Source organism: Acinetobacter sedimenti (genome assembly GCF_022601685.1).
GTDB lineage: Bacteria > Pseudomonadota > Gammaproteobacteria > Pseudomonadales > Moraxellaceae > Acinetobacter > Acinetobacter sedimenti.
The window spans coordinates 19,948-35,339 of the sequence record NZ_JAKUML010000015.1; the positions used below are offsets into that span (position 1 = coordinate 19,948).

A 15,392-nucleotide genomic window follows, 5' to 3' on the forward strand; every position below is an offset into this window, starting at 1 on the left:
TCCCATTCAAAATTAAAAAAATCCCCAAACATGTTGTTTAGGGATTTTTAGTTTAAATCATGTGTTCAAGTTATTCAGCAGTATTGTCTGCGACAGCATCGGTGGCTGTATTTTCTACGGTTGCTTCAACTTCAGGACTTTCAATCTCAGAGCTTTCAGTTGTCGATTGACCATCTTCACCCAATAGACCAAAGCTTAAACGATTCATTAGACTACGCTGACTGCTTTCATCAGATGATTCAGTGTTTGTATTTGATGGCTGGCTCATGTTTGATTCAGTCGCATATGTATTTTTCGCAGAACGACCAACGATACCTAGCGTCAATTTGTTGACAATACTGGCTTCATTACGAGCAGCACTTAAATCAACATCACCATCTTTTTCGAGTAAACCAGGGTAGTTCGCTTGGAGCAATTCTTTGTATTGATTTGCTGTTGCCGTATCGCCAAGTTGGTCATAACCGTAGGCAATCGTTGCGATCGCTTCAGGTGTTTGAGGGACTTGTGGATAGTATTCGAGTACCCAACGACTACGTTGAATCGCAGCAACCCATGCTTTACGTTCGATGTTGTATCGTGCAATATTCATTTCACTTTCAGCAAGTTCTTCACCGATAAACTGCATACGCTGTGCAGCATCCACCGCATATTTACTACTTGGAAAACGGCGAATAAAGTCAGAGAAGTTTTGATAAGCAACTTTTAAATAACTGGTGTCACGATGCGCTTGTTTGAGTGAGGTATAGCGAAGCAATCCATCGTAGTTTTGCTCCATATTCGATACGCCACGTACATAGTAGGCATAGTCTACTTGCGGGTGCTGTGGATTGAGTCGAATAAAACGCTCTGCCAAAGTGATCGCAGCAGGGTAGTCTGATTGCTTAAAGCGTGTATACATCAAATCAAGTTGAGCTTGTTGTGTATAACGTCCAGTTGGAAAATAAGTGTCTAAAGCTTGGAGTTGTTCGCCTGCTTCGGTATATTGCCCACGTTCTAAAGCTTTTTGTGCCTTTTCATAGTAGGCTTGTTCGCTCGATTTTGGTCCTGTGTCCGTGACTTTGCTTGGGTTGCTATTACACCCGACCAAAGCAGCTGAAACGCCCACCGATAGGGATAATACCAAAATATTCAAACGCGACAGCGACATAAAAACTCCTCTAGACTGGGCAATCAGCTACAATAGGCGTATTAAACCATTTTTATTGAAATGTGAGCAAATGACTTCAACGCAATCTGCACAAAATTCTTCGACACAACATCCTGACGATTTCGAAGATGATGTTCAAGAGATATTCGATCCAAACATCAATCCAAATTCCGATCAAACACTTGATCAAACGCAACATTCAGATCAACAGGCATTGGATACGCAAGCTACGCATATTCAGCGGCAATGTCAATTGGAGGATTGTTTTCTTGGACAACGCTTCGATCAGATCGCAGCGCAAGTTTGGGATGACTTCTCACGTGAGAAATTAAAAACGTGGATTGCAGAAGGTGCATTGTTGGTCAATGGACAACAGGTCAAAGGCAAAGCACGTAGCGATGGTACAGAAGTGCTGACTTTAGATGTTGAGCTTGCACCACAGCTGAGTAGTCAACCAGAAGATATTCCATTACAAATTGTCTATGAAGACGACGACATTCTGGTGATTAATAAACCTGTAGGTATGGTAGTGCATCCTGGTGCAGGCAATCACACTGGAACTTTGGTCAATGCCTTGCTTTATCATTATCCAAAATCTCGGGAATTGGCTCGTGCAGGCTTAGTGCATCGTATCGACAAAGATACCAGTGGTCTATTGGTCATCGCCAAAACCTTAGAAGCTCAGCATCACTTAACTCGTCAACTCTCAAAAAAAACGGTCTATCGTGTCTATGATTTGGTTTGCTATGGTCACATCATCGCAGGTGGTACAGTCGATGCACCGATCAAACGTCATCCAGTGGATCGTACTAAGATGGCAGTGGTCAATGGCGGAAAAGATGCAGTCACACATTACAATGTACTTGATCGTTATACGCATTTTAGTTTGATCCAAGCGCAGCTTGAAACAGGGCGTACCCATCAGATTCGTGTGCATTTCAGCCATATCGGTCATCCATTGGTCGGTGATCCGACGTATTCACGATTAAAATTGCCAAAAGGTGTTTCTCAAGAACTCGCCAATTATCTACAAAACTTTAAACGTCAGGCTTTACATGCACGTGCGCTTGGATTGATTCATCCACGTACAGGTGAGGAAATGGAATTTGAAGCCGAGTGGCCAAGTGATTTTGAGCAATTGGTGAGTTTGCTTGAAGATGAAGATCAATTGAAAAATGGCTGAGTTTGAGGACAAAATGACTGATTCAAAGCTTTGGCTCACTGCACAAGGTCTACCTAGCACTATCTATGCAGGGCAGACGGTATCGGTCATTGATCCTTCAACTGACAACGCATCGCCATATTTGCATCCAAGCTATTTACAACAAAACTTGGCATTGCATGTTGGTGATGATGCAAGGCAAGTGCAACGCAATCGTTTTCATTTATTAAAAGCACTACAGCCTTTTGGTGCGACACAATTGCACTGGCTTAGTCAGACGCATAGTACGATCGCTCACCGTATAGATTCGACGGTAAATACACAACTATTAGAGGGTGATGGCTTAGTGACATCCGAGCAAGGTGTCGCTTTGATGATGATGACGGCGGATTGTCTACCGATCGTATTGTGTAACCAAGATGGGACAGAAGTGGCATGTCTGCATGCAGGTTGGCGAGGGCTTGCCAGAGGCATTATCGAAGCGACTGTCAAGCAAATGTGGTCGCAACCTTATTTTGCATGGATGGGTGCGGCGATTAGCCAACAGCATTTCGAAGTGGGAGCAGAAGTTAAAGCGACATTTGTGCAAGAAAATGCGGATTTTGAAAACGATTTTTTAATGCAGAAAAATGGAAAATTTTTAGCAGACTTATACAGCATTGCCCGAAAAAAACTTACTGCGCTTGGTGTGGAAAATGTGTCAGGTGGTGAACATTGCACTTTTGCAGAACCGGATAAATTTTATTCATATCGTCGAAATAGCACGACAGGGCGCATGGCGACTTTTATATTTATTCGAGCAAAAGATGTTAAACTAGATGCAACCATTTAAATTTATTTATTTTTCATGTCTGTGATCGAATCAGCAGTGCTTGGCGCATCAGTCAAGATGTGTATCGTCTACCATAGTGCCTATGGACATACCGAAAAAGTCGCACAACATATTGCAGAAGGTGCTGAGCTTGCAGGTGCCGAGGTCATCGCAATGCCTGTTAGCGCAGTGCAATGGGAAGCACTCGATGTATCAGACATTATTGTTATGGGTTGTCCGACCTATATGGGTAGTCTGACTGCAGAACTAAAACTTTTTATGGAAGCCTCATCCAAGCGTTGGCTCGCTCGGACTTGGCAAGGCAAGATTGCTGCAGGATTTACCAATGGTGGTGGGCTAAGTGGTGACAAGCTTGCGGTGATTCAGCAAATCAATCTGTTTGCCATGCAACACGGTATGTTGTGGGCAGGCTTACCGTTTATGCCGACAGGACGTGGCCCAAGTGATATTAACCGCATGTCGTGCTTTTTAGGCTTAATGACACAATCCGATAATGCCAGTGTTGAAGTGACGCCACCAGAGGGCGATTTGGAAACTGCTGTCCAGTTTGGGAAATATTTAGTCAGTTTAAAGCAATAGAATTTTGAATTTACAATATTAAACTAAAATCACTCTACATCAAAAACTGAATCTTGCGCATCAAATCGCCAAGTACGGACAATACGTAGCTCGCTAATCTCTTTCATTTTTGCGTCGAAACGACCAAACGGCATGGCACGACGTACAGAGGCTTTTGCGGCTTCATCAAGCACTGAACTGCCTGAACTCTGTAATAGGCGAATTGCACGGATACCACCTTGCGAGTTCAAAATCACCATTAACCGCACTTCACCTGATAGCTTTTGTTGTTTCGCAGCTTCAGGATAATAACGATTACCAAACATTTCGACTTTTTGGCGGAAGCGATCGAGATACTCCGCCGAAGCATCTGCTTTGGCTTGAATCCCTGTAATGGTTTTGACTTTTTGCTTTTTGGCGTACATCTGATGACGCTGTGCGTATTGTGCTTCGATACTGGCGATCATCGCTGCACGTGACTCTTGCTGACTTTGTAGCTCATCGACTTTCTTTTTCCGCTCATCTTCTTGGCTTTGTTTTTGCCAACTGAGCGTGGTCATCAGCATCCGTTCTTGGAAATCGAGCTGTTGTTTTTGTGAGAGTTGTTGAAGCATCTCTTGTTGCTCTTTGCCCTCAGAGGCGGCAGGCGTTGCATTGGGAATTGGACTGGTTTGCGCATGAAGCTGTTTGAGCTCACCGTCACCTGTTTGATCATGTTGCGCAACAAAATCACTGTCTTTGACTTTATCTTTATTTAAGTTGACGGCAATTGTGACATCTTTGGTCGCCATCGGTGCGGCATTACCTGCAATAAAAGATGTACTACCAATTGCACCGTGCACAGCAATCGCAATGATAAGCGCGGTAATAAAAAGCGGATCTTGCCACCAATGCGTCAGCTTGGTTTGTGTGTGGATAAACTGGAAGTAATCCCGTTTGCTTTGACTCACCCCTGAATCCTTTTTTATGTCAACAACCTTGTAATATTCGCCATTATTAAATATTCGTTGCTTGCATCGCCATATATTTTGATCATCATTTACAACTATTTTAGAGAAAAAGAGAAATAATGACTGCGACGGCTTGAGTATGCGCAGTATTTTAAGCACAATCTTAAGCATTGCCAATGTATTTCGCATCATAGCCGAATATACTTTGCCCGAAATTGAGTAGTGTAGAACAAATATATGTCTAGTATTGTGTCGAAAATTGCGACGGTCGCCCGAAATCTTTATCAGCAGACTGAGGATTTTATCGAAGAAGAGCGAAGCTTTACCGTGTCGCAAAATCTGCTCAATGCGACATTTCAAAAGTACGTTACGGACAATGTCGGACTGCTCAAAGACTTACATGCAGACCTCTATGATGACTGGTTACGTCTCTATGCAACCGTCAATGTGGCAGGTATCTATGCCTCGTTGTCGGTAGATTTAAAGCTGGTTCAGATGATTTTTAATCAAGATCAGCAATATCTTGTCTTTGAGCAGATTTCAAAAACTCAAGTGATCGAAGCACGTATTCAAGGCAAGCTTAAAAATATGGCGGTGCGTTTTGCGTTGTATTTTTATCAGCAAGTTTTAGATAAAGATCCGCTCGGTCCGATTTTACAGAAATATCGTATCGTCGAAATGAAACATGGTTTGCTGTATTTGAGCTTAAATCGTTGGCTTGGTCGTCTAAAACCAGTCACAAATACTTTGCAAAAAGTGCAAGTCAATCACGGCGTACTACGTGAAACTAAGTTAATCCTCAAAACCAATGTCAATCTCGATGCCGTGCTAAAGCGCAATCAATCGCCAAAAATCTTTGAAGACTGGGAATTGGAAGAGCTTGATGATGATCAGATCACGCCAATTCGTGATTAAATGTGTACAAAATACAAATTACGACACATTTTGAAACATATATCTCATCGTATTGAATCTTTAGAATCAATACATTAAAGCTTAGATCACCTTTTAATCTCAATCGAAGCAATTTGGCTATTAAAAGGTTTAAATCTCCCAAAATGAGAGGTATCACATGACATCGAATAAAATCACATTCAATACCATGAAAAAAATAGTTGCCGTCAGTGCGCTTAGTTTGAGTACGCTAGGATTGGCGACGCTGAGTCATGCGCTATCCCCATTTGAAGCGACGTATCAGTTTAGCTATGGCAACAAAAAAATGGGCGATGCAACACGTAAGCTCAGTAAAGTTGGCAATCAATGGCAGTATCAATTTAGCTCAAAAATCCCAGTGATTGGCAGTGCGACTGAAACCAGTAAATTTGGCTTTCACAATGGTTTAATCACTTCGAATGAATACACACGTCGTACCAAAATCTTGGTGCACAGTGATACGGTGAAGATGAACTTCAACCCGAACCAAAAAAATATCAATACTTCACGAAAAGACAAAAATCGTACTTTGACGTGGAAAAGTGGTGTACTTGATGATCTTAATGCTGAGCTCCAAGTGCGTGAGGATTTGAAAACGGGTGGGTTGAAATCAAGCTACTGGATCGCAGACTATAAAGAAGTCGAAGCACGCCAGTTCGTCAAAGAAGGTACGGAAAAGGTCAAAGCGGCGGATGGTAAAACCTATGACACCGTAAAAGTACGCTTGAAACATAGCCGTGCGACGAAAAATACCATCTTTTGGCTTGCACCAAGCTTAGATTATTTGCCAATCAAAGTGACCCATCAAGATGATGATGAAAGCTATGGATTGTTGTTAAAAGCGAAGAAGTAAGCGCTCAATTTTCTCAACAAAAAAGACGATGAAATTTCATCGTCTTTTTTTATTGAATCACTTACATCATTTTTTATAAATCAATCTCAGTTCTTGCTCGGCGTGCTTCTTCGCTACCATCATAGTTTTGAATCAGTTTGAGATAATACTCACGAGCACGAGGAATGTCTTGATCGACATTTTTGGCGATTTGACTTAAACGAAATAAAGATGCAGGCGCTTTGCTTGAGGTAGGGTAATTTCCTGCGACGATTTCAAAATTATCTTTAGCTTGATTAAAGTTCGGTGGCGTCAATGACAGGTTAAATTCGCCGAGCCAGTAATAGGCATTGCTGACATAGGCACTGGTTGGATGTAGTTGGATAAAGTTTTCCATCTGTGGAATAGCACTCGCTGCACCACCTTTTTGATAAGCATCATAAGCCAAGTTGTATGCTTCTTTATCCGTCAACGGTGCTTTACTTTGCTGTGTCTGTGCTTGCGGTATCTGGGTTTGTTTTTGAGTAGGAAGGTTGTTTTCTACTGGCGTTTTGGGATTTGCTGACGGTGGTGTAGGCACTTTACTTTCAGGGCTATTATTGTTAGGTGAGTTATCGTCTGCTGTACCGTCTAAGTCCTCAAGTTCACTGCCATCATTCGCATCGACTTTTTGATTTAACAATTCAAGGCGTTGATCTAAGTCGGTATAGCGATTCTTGAGCTCATTTTCCATCTGTTCGATTTGATTATTTTGTTCTTCGATCTGACCACGTAGATCACGAATTTGGTTTTGCAATTGCCCAACTGTTTGACGTAGATCCCAAAGTTGTGTGCTTTGCTGTGCAGGAGCAACAGTCGCTGTGGGGGTGGAAAGATTGCGTTGCTCGATCGGTGCTGCATGGCTCAGGGTCTGCGCAAACATTGCACTTGCAAGTAAAGTGATTTTTTTCATAAATTACTCTTATCAAAACGACAGATTTTCAAACATAAGCTTGAGTATAACGAGCAAGCGAGATTTGCTCCATGTAATCATGGCGAAATTGTTAGCAATTTTGTTTATTTTGAGCCGACATTGTGGGGAAAATAAGCAGTAATTGGCTTTGCCGAGTATTTCAGCTTGCATGGGAGTTAAAAATCGATATACTTGGTCGGGCAATGGTAGCCCTGCTGGTGGCTTCGCAATTGTACTCTGCGAACCCCGCCAGGACCGGAAGGTAGCAACGGTAGTGGAAATATGATGTGCCGAGGTATTGCTAGTAGGGTTGCCACCCAAATTTTATAATAAGAAATCATTGTTCTTCTTTTTTATTCGTTTCAATTTATAGCTTCACACGCACGCTATGATTCCACACATGGCGATACTTTGCCTGATGGTGATTTTTGCCTTTCTGATCATATATTCCTAAAAGTTTAAATATTTATTCCGAATTAATTTATTTTAAAATCAATATGTTGATATTTTAGCCAGGTGGTTTTGTCTGGCGAAGTGTTTGCGTGCGCTATGACAAATTGAAACGATCTATTACAATGCTTTGACAGTTTTGTTTAGAGTTTAATATTTTGGATCAACACGCTTCTCATTTACAGCGCGGTTTGAAAAACCGACATATCCAATTGATAGCCATGGGTGGCGCTATTGGAACGGGATTGTTCCTTGGTTCGGCTGATGTGATTCAGTCGGCGGGACCTTCGATTATTTTAGGTTATGCAATCGGTGGTTTGATTGCATTTTTGATCATGCGCCATTTGGGTGAAATGATCGTACATGAGCCAGTTGCAGGGTCATTTAGTTATTTTGCCAATAAGTATTGGGGACGTTTTGGCGGATTCCTTGCAGGGTGGAATTACTGGATTTTATATGTTTTGGTAGCGATGACGGAGCTCACCGCTGTTGCCAAATATATTAATTATTGGTGGCCTCATATTCCTGCGTGGTCTTCAGTACTATTTTTCTTCATTGTGATTAGTTTGATCAACCTGACCAATGTGAAGTTCTACGGTGAATCTGAGTTTTGGCTTGCGATTATCAAAGTCACTGCGGTGATTACGATGATTGTTTTTGGTTTATATTTGCTGTTTTTCCCAACGCCAGATTCGACAGCATCATTTAGCAATCTGTGGGCCCATGGTGGATTCTTCCCGAATGGCTTTGATGGCTTATTCATGATGATGGCATTCTTGATGTTTGCTTTCGGCGGGATTGAGCTGATCGGGATGGCAGCAGCTGAGGCTGAAAATCCTGAAAAGACTATTCCAAAAGCGATCAACCAAGTGGTCTATCGTATCCTGATTTTCTATGTGGGTGCGCTGACTGTATTGCTATCACTTGTACCGTGGAATCAGCTTGATCTTGGTGGTTTGGATAAGAGTCCATTTGTGATGATCTTTAGCCAAATGGGAATTAACTGGGCAGCGAACTTACTCAACTTCATTATCTTGACGGCAGCATTGTCTGTTTATAACAGTGGCATGTTTGCCAATAGTCGTATGTTGTATGGCCTAGCACAGCAGGGGAATGCACCAAAAGTATTCTTAAAATTGAATAAGCAAGGTGTACCGATTCCTGCGGTGTTGATGTCTGCGGTGTTGATCTTCGGCTGTGTATTGCTGAACTACTTTGTTCCTGAGAAAGCATTAAGCCATTTGATTTATATCGTGGTGGGTGCTTTGGTATTGAACTGGGCGATGATTAGCTTGACGCATTTGAAGTTTAAGCAAGCAACCAAGTCGATTAAAACCTCGTTCCCTGCATTGTTTTCACCGCTGAGCAATTACATTGTTTTAGCGTTTATCGCAGTGGTGCTGTACATCATGTGGCAACAAGGCTTTAAGGAGTCTGTGTTGATGATTCCTGTATGGATCGTGCTGATGTGGGGCTTCTTTCAGTTGCTCGTTCGTAAGTCAACAGATCAAGTTGAGTAAGTGAGTAATTAGCTGTTTAATCGCTCATCATCTATTCGTCTAATTGTTTGCAAAAACAAGAATTTCAGTTAAGTTATGGGCACACGCCTATAGCTTAACTGGATAGAGCAGTTGCCTCCTAAGCGACCGACGTGGGTTCGAGTCCCGCTGGGCGTACCAAATATACTCGAAATACTACTACTTAAAACTACTTAAAGGCTTGCCAATCATAGGTTAAGCCTTTTTTGTTGTCTGATGCAACTACATTCATTACAATGGAAATACCCCCATTGTGGGGGTACTTTTGGGGGTATCTCATTACACCCCTAAAATTGATACCCCCAAAATGACGTTAAAGGCTTATAGCATGGGCAAGCTAACAGATATAAGAATCCGCAAGATTAAACCCGCAGAAAAGCAAACCAAACACGCTGATGGAGGTGGTCTATATTTATTAGTTACGTCTACAGGTTGTAGGTACTGGCGGTATAAATACCGTTTTGAGGGTAAGGAAAATATACTTGCTTTGGGTATATATCCAACCGTAACTTTAGCCGATGCTCGCTTAAAACACTTGGAAGCAAGAAAGTTACTTGCAAGCGGTATCGACCCTAGTGCAGATAGAAAGGAAAAAAAGAAAGCTGAGCAAATGCAGATGTCATTTAGTGAAGTGGTGAAAATCTATTTAGAAAAAGAAGCGGTTAAACATAAAGGATTACGCTGGGAAACAAATGCCCTGAATAAATTATTGCGATTGTTTCCCAATTTAGCCAAAAAGCCGATTAATGCTATTGATAAAATGGATATGATTAATTTTCGTAATAGTCGTGAGTTTGAAGTGCAAGGTACGACTGTTAAAAGAGAAATGCAGTTACTTGGCAGTGTGTTTAGCTTTGCAATAGATGAACTTTCATTGATTGAGATAAGCCCACTAAATAGGGTGGCGAAGCCAAAAGAGAACCCACATAGGGAAGTCAGAATCAGTGATGACGAAATCCAAATTTTAATGGACGCTTTCGATTTTAATGATGAAACACCAGTTTTGATGATGAAGCATCAAACGGCTTGGGCGTTCTTATTTGCTTTAGAAACTGCAATGCGAATGAGCGAAATTACAAGCATGACGTGGGGGAATTTATTTGATGATTATCTACTATTGCCAACTACAAAAAATGGTCATTCCCGAAAAGTACCATTGAACCATACGGCACTGGAATTGTTGGAAAGGGTAAAGGGATTGGACACAACAAATGTTTTAACTATTTCAGCAGATAGCTTGTCTACTACCTTTCGGAAGTATAGAGATACCACGCCATTAGGTCATATTCATTTTCACGATACACGCCATGAAGCTACAACTAAGTATGCTCAAGTGATGCCAATTCAGGATTTATCTAAAGTTACAGGACATAAAGATTTAGAAATGTTAATGCGTTATTACAATCCAACAACAACCGAACTGGCTGAGCGAATGAATAGAAAGACGAACAAAAAGCAATAACGCCAATCTATGACACGCTACAACTTTCTACGACTAGCAAACAGGTATAATATTGATTAATATGACAGCGTTAAGTCTAGGTTAGCTCCCGAAAGTGCGTATCCCAAGCGCATGGCTTAACGCTTATTTAGTTGGGTATGCTTGGGGGGGTAAATGAGCAATCACAACGCATCTGTTCAATACAAAAATGGTGGAAATCTTGTCATTGATGACGAGGATAGAACTTTATTTAAAAACCATACTTACCAAACTAAATTCAAATCAATTATATGGTCATACTGGATTGAAAAGCCAAAAGTCAAATGCTACGAAGCTGTGCTTTTAACATTAGGATTAAACCCCGAAAAAATTGATTATCCGAGTAGAGTGTGGGCGACACAATTAAATAGCGATGATCGAAATGCTTTAGATGAACGCATAGATAATTTTAAAATGCTTATCGGCAAAGGAAAGTTATTTGAATCTGATGTTGAAGAAGATTTAGGGGTAGAAGTTAAACTGAAAAAAGTTGCTGAATATCTTAAAAAGCGTAATGCAACAATGCCGACAGAACTTATCCAGTTGGTGAGTAAAAATGAAAATAACACCATTTCACCACCTGACCATATCAGAAGATTATCACTGAGTGACTTCTTTACCGTTGTTCAGGCGGCGTGCCTTATTTCTAATGACGAACCTGGAAGAATACAGGCTTTAATTGATTCTCATGATTTACGATATGACAGTTGGAATTATGGGGAGCATACGCAAGCAGTTGAAACTATAAAAAAGGGAATAAAAGCCAAGAAATTAATACAAGATGCAGATGGAGATATTCCTAGAGCTTCTTTGCAAAAGTTTCTATTCGAAAAAAATCATATTATTGCAGGATTTAACGATAACCCTCCATCACAAGACCAATCAACTTTTGGCATTCCATCTATTCAGCAAAACGAGCCAAATGTTGATAATTTGAATGCCGAAATTGCACAACTAAAAGACCAACTAGCCCAAGCACAGCAACGCATTCAAGAATTAGAAGTAAGCCAAAAGTTTCAACATGCCTCATTAGACCTAAACAACAAAAATCATGCTCCCGAACTATTGTTAGCCATTCAAGCATGGGAAGCACGATACATAAATAATGAATATCCTCACATGGAGCATACTCCAGCAATCAAAGCATATTTGGCTAAAAATGGCTATACAGTTACAAGGTTGAAGGAAAGAATTTCGGCAATCACCAATCCAAAAAATATCAATAAATCAGATAATTAAATAAGGTGTCACCTTTAGGTGTCACCAATATTTTAATAACCGACACTTGTATGACACCTTATTGATTTTGCTTTCATACACCTATCAACCCAATGCTACTACCAGCTAGGGCAATCATAGATAGGTGACATCATGACATTTTCAAATAGCGAACAACTACTACGCATGTCAGTAATGGCAAGTTTTCCAGCACGACCTGAACGTATCTACACGTATAAAAGTGGCAAACTCAAGGGACAGACCAAAAGAATCAAGGCACGCCCTGAAAGCAAAGGGATAATCGGCGTATCTGATAAAACAATATGGCTTTGGGTAAAACAAGGCAAATTTCCAAAACCAATTCGATTAAGCGATGGCGTAACAGTATGGCGCATGTCTGATGTGCAGGCATGGATGCAAGCCAAAGCCGAAGCGCAGGGGGCGTAAACATGACTAAGAAGACAGCTCAACAGCTACATGATGCACTGCTTCACGGTGAAGCGCACGGCGTTCTAGTCCTACATTTAGGCGCAATAGCCGACCTTGACGAAGCCCTACGTGATGGTTGCGGAATGATTGAACGTGCAAGCGTTGCTTCTCATATCTGTATCGACCTTATGCAAATGATTGAGGACGGATATAGCAAACCACAGCTAATGACGACCATAGAGGAAATCATAAGCACGCTGATTGGCGAAAATGGACTAGCAGAATTAAAAGGCGGTGAAGTATGACAGCTCAAGCGCAAATCGAAGTTAAAAACGACACCCAAGAGATGCTTAACTTTTTTGGTATTGGTGAGAACTTTGCATTCAGAACCTTTGCAGACCAAAAGGGGGTAAATGTTAAGTCACTAACTCAATCAATGGCTGGTACTTTTAAGAAATGTTTTAAGGCACTTGAATCGTTGAATAAGCAAGGTGCAGGCATATTTTTCACAGTCAATGCAACAGATGGCAAAGGGCAAAAAGCAGAAAATATACAGCGCATCCGTGCGCTATTTGTTGATTTTGACACGTCACGACAAGAGAGAGTGAAAGACTTACTTTTGTTAGATTTACCGCCCAACTTGATTGTGGAAACATCCAAAGATAAGCATCATGCCTACTGGGTATTAAATCCCGACTTTGGCGAAATTGCTTTAGATCAATTCTCTATTTTGCAAAAAAGATTAATAAATTATTTTGCTGATGATGGTGCAGATAAGTCAATCCACGACCTACCACGCATCATGAGGGTGGCAGGCTTTAAGCATCAAAAAAGCGAGCCGTTCACTTCAAGAATTGTGCATATTCATGAAAAGTATGAGCAATATGCAGTTAATGACGTGCTTAACTTTGTGGAATCCTTGCCACAGGTTGAGGACAAAAAAAAGCCGACTGCTAAGCAATCGACTTTAAACAATGTACTAAGCGCAGAAAACACACAAAGCACAGATAACACAGCAGAAAGCATAACACATAGCATTAATTTCAACCAATCTAAATTGCTAAGTCGTGGGCGGTGGCATGAGATTCTAGCCAAGCTAGGTTATTCAGTGCCGACCAATCCGCAAGCACATGGCGCATGTCCTGCTTGTGGTGGTGAGGATAGGTTTCGATTCGATAATCAGAGCGGTGACGGTACGTTTATTTGTTCTCAAGGTGGTCAAGGTGAAATTGCAGGCGATGGCTATGCACTGCTAGAACATGCAGGAAAAACGCCTAGCGAAGCACTACAGCTTGTTAATGGTGTGCTGAACAGTTGGGGCTTAATTTCATTTTATGACGCTACAGCGCAAAAACAGGCGCACGCATGGGGAGAACCACAACCTTTACACATTGCGAACCGATATGTTGAGGGTGAATATCCTATTCACGCCTTTCCTGATGTTATCGCAAAAGCCATAAAGAAATCCGCCTATTTTCATAATGTGCCGTTAGCAGTAGCAGCACAGACTTATTTAGGTGAGCAAGCATATATAGCGCAAAGACACATTAAAGCACCCAGCGACAAGTCAGAAAAAGGTCAGCCATGCAGCTTATTCATGCTTACTATTTTTCCATCGGGAGAGGGTAAAGACGTTTGCAAGAATGATGCCTCAAAAATCAGTGGGGAAATCGAATCTGAAAATATGCAGCGATTTTATGCAGATCATAAAAGCTGGAGTAAAAAGAAGTCAGATGAGCGTGGTGACGCTCCAGTGAACCCGATGTCTAGATTCAAGAAAACCACAACACAAGGTATTATCAGAGTGATGGCAGGCGGAGCTGGTAATAGTTATATATGGTCAACTGGTGAGGGTGGTTATCTCTTTAGTGGTTACTCATTAAAAAGCGACACTGTGGGCGATTCAATTAGTGCTTTGAATGACTTGGTTGATACTGGCAAGGGGAATGCACTTTTAAGAAGTGCGGAAGATAGCCATTATTTTGAGAATAAACATTTTTCCCTAGATATTGCTGTACAGGATGTTGTTGCAAGACCAGCCCTAAACAACTCCCTACTACGTGAGCAAGGTTTTTTAGCTAGAGTCTTATTTGCAGCACCTACCCCACTCCAGCACCGCCAAGTGACATTAGAGCAGCAGATGATCAAACCATACGATGACGAGGATTTAAAAGCGTACTGGAAGTTTTGCGAGAAGATGCTAACCACTCCGTATTTTGGCAATAAACTTTTTATCGGTGATGATGGCAGAGTGATAATTGAAAAATGCCAAGATGCTGAGATGTTGCACATTCAGTATCAGAACCATATCGGTAAGGAAGCTGGCAAAGGTGGAAAGTATGAAATTATTAGAGCTTATGCTTTACGCACTAATCAGCTTGTTTTGCGAGTAGCTGCAATTTTAGCGTATTGCTCAGAGGTTGATTATATTGACGCTCGTATCATGCAAAACGCTATAGACCTTTGCAAATACTCCCTAGATGAGTGGTTGCGCTACTACGGCAAGATGGAAAAGTCAGATAGCGAGCTGATGCTAGACTGGTTGAAAAAACAAGATTCATCAAAATTATTGAAGTCAGCTATTTCAACCACTGTTTATCCAAAGCACCTACGCAGTAAAAACAGCCGTGACGCTGCACTTAACCACTTAATTGATGCTGAACATATCCATATCGAGCAAATCGGGAAGAAGGAATATGTGGTTTTAAACCCTCTTTTCTCAAAACTAGGCCAAAAAGGCTAAAATGCCTGAAACCCTTATACAGTAACACTTTCACTCTAGCCAACCCAAAGGCTAAGAAAGGCTAAAAGGGCTAAAATGATGCTAAAAGATATTGAATCTTAGCCTTTTTAGCCAACTTTAGCCAAGCCATAGGCAAAAGTGAAAGCTATATGTGGCAAGGCTTACAGC

14 protein-coding genes, 1 tRNA gene and 1 other RNA gene are annotated in these 15,392 nt (G+C 41.3%); 13 read left to right on the top strand and 3 right to left on the bottom strand.

What is annotated here, in order from left to right; genetic code table 11:
• Window positions 1-70: 70 nt before the first annotated feature.
• Entirely contained in the window at window positions 71-1,147 is a 1,077-nt protein-coding gene (locus MKI79_RS09520) for an outer membrane protein assembly factor BamD (RefSeq protein ID WP_241572672.1), read from the bottom strand.
• A 70-nt stretch (window positions 1,148-1,217) separates the two neighbouring features.
• On the opposite strand from MKI79_RS09520, the gene rluD reads away from it, so the two are divergent.
• Genes rluD through MKI79_RS09535 form a run of 3 tightly spaced genes read left to right on the top strand, consistent with a single transcriptional unit; the run spans window position 1,218 to window position 3,720 of the window.
• Window positions 1,218-2,330: a 23S rRNA pseudouridine(1911/1915/1917) synthase RluD gene (gene rluD, locus MKI79_RS09525; protein WP_241572676.1), complete on the top strand. Its 1,113-nt coding sequence runs from the start codon at window positions 1,218-1,220 to the stop codon at window positions 2,328-2,330.
• A 13-nt stretch (window positions 2,331-2,343) separates the two neighbouring features.
• Window positions 2,344-3,141, top strand: coding sequence for a peptidoglycan editing factor PgeF (gene pgeF / locus MKI79_RS09530; protein ID WP_241572678.1), 798 nt, complete (start codon window positions 2,344-2,346; stop codon window positions 3,139-3,141).
• 15 nt (window positions 3,142-3,156) lie between these two features.
• On the top strand, window positions 3,157-3,720 hold the full coding sequence (locus tag MKI79_RS09535; protein WP_241572681.1) for a flavodoxin family protein: 564 nt from the start codon (window positions 3,157-3,159) through the stop codon (window positions 3,718-3,720).
• Window positions 3,721-3,749: 29 nt separating this feature from the next.
• Here MKI79_RS09535 and MKI79_RS09540 read toward each other — a convergent pair whose 3' ends face one another.
• Window positions 3,750-4,616, bottom strand: a complete 867-nt coding sequence (locus MKI79_RS09540; RefSeq protein WP_407651628.1) for an energy transducer TonB — start codon at window positions 4,614-4,616, stop codon at window positions 3,750-3,752.
• A 270-nt stretch (window positions 4,617-4,886) separates the two neighbouring features.
• On the opposite strand from MKI79_RS09540, the gene MKI79_RS09545 reads away from it, so the two are divergent.
• Window positions 4,887-5,564, top strand: a complete 678-nt coding sequence (locus MKI79_RS09545; RefSeq protein WP_241572685.1) for a hypothetical protein — start codon at window positions 4,887-4,889, stop codon at window positions 5,562-5,564.
• Window positions 5,565-5,721: 157 nt separating this feature from the next.
• Window positions 5,722-6,435, top strand: coding sequence for a DUF3108 domain-containing protein (locus MKI79_RS09550; RefSeq protein ID WP_407651625.1), 714 nt, complete (start codon window positions 5,722-5,724; stop codon window positions 6,433-6,435).
• A gap of 73 nt (window positions 6,436-6,508) precedes the next feature.
• On the opposite strand, the gene MKI79_RS09555 is transcribed toward MKI79_RS09550, so the two are convergent.
• Window positions 6,509-7,366, bottom strand: a complete 858-nt coding sequence (locus MKI79_RS09555) for a YbgF trimerization domain-containing protein (RefSeq protein WP_241572689.1) — start codon at window positions 7,364-7,366, stop codon at window positions 6,509-6,511.
• 213 nt (window positions 7,367-7,579) lie between these two features.
• Between MKI79_RS09555 and ffs the strand changes: the two genes are divergently transcribed.
• The 8 genes from ffs (at window position 7,580) to MKI79_RS09595 (ending at window position 15,224) form a co-directional block, all read left to right on the top strand.
• Window positions 7,580-7,676: signal recognition particle sRNA small type (gene ffs, locus MKI79_RS09560), an RNA gene on the top strand.
• A gap of 298 nt (window positions 7,677-7,974) precedes the next feature.
• Complete coding sequence (locus tag MKI79_RS09565; RefSeq protein WP_241572693.1) at window positions 7,975-9,336, top strand: amino acid permease; 1,362 nt, start codon at window positions 7,975-7,977, stop codon at window positions 9,334-9,336.
• An 83-nt stretch (window positions 9,337-9,419) separates the two neighbouring features.
• A tRNA-Arg gene (locus MKI79_RS09570) sits at window positions 9,420-9,495 on the top strand.
• A gap of 112 nt (window positions 9,496-9,607) precedes the next feature.
• Complete coding sequence (locus MKI79_RS09575; protein WP_241572696.1) at window positions 9,608-10,816, top strand: tyrosine-type recombinase/integrase; 1,209 nt, start codon at window positions 9,608-9,610, stop codon at window positions 10,814-10,816.
• A 153-nt stretch (window positions 10,817-10,969) separates the two neighbouring features.
• On the top strand, window positions 10,970-12,073 hold the full coding sequence (locus tag MKI79_RS09580) for a hypothetical protein (protein ID WP_241572699.1): 1,104 nt from the start codon (window positions 10,970-10,972) through the stop codon (window positions 12,071-12,073).
• 132 nt (window positions 12,074-12,205) lie between these two features.
• Complete coding sequence (locus tag MKI79_RS09585; RefSeq protein ID WP_241572701.1) at window positions 12,206-12,499, top strand: helix-turn-helix transcriptional regulator; 294 nt, start codon at window positions 12,206-12,208, stop codon at window positions 12,497-12,499.
• Between the two features lie 2 nt (window positions 12,500-12,501).
• The gene (locus MKI79_RS09590; protein ID WP_241572704.1) at window positions 12,502-12,786 is read left to right on the top strand and encodes a hypothetical protein; all 285 of its coding nucleotides are present in this window, start codon (window positions 12,502-12,504) and stop codon (window positions 12,784-12,786) included.
• A complete protein-coding gene (locus MKI79_RS09595; RefSeq protein ID WP_241572706.1) occupies window positions 12,783-15,224 on the top strand; it encodes a DUF3987 domain-containing protein in 2,442 nt (813 codons plus the stop codon). Before MKI79_RS09590 ends, MKI79_RS09595 begins: the two co-directional genes overlap by 4 nt.
• Window positions 15,225-15,392 lie beyond the last annotated feature (168 nt).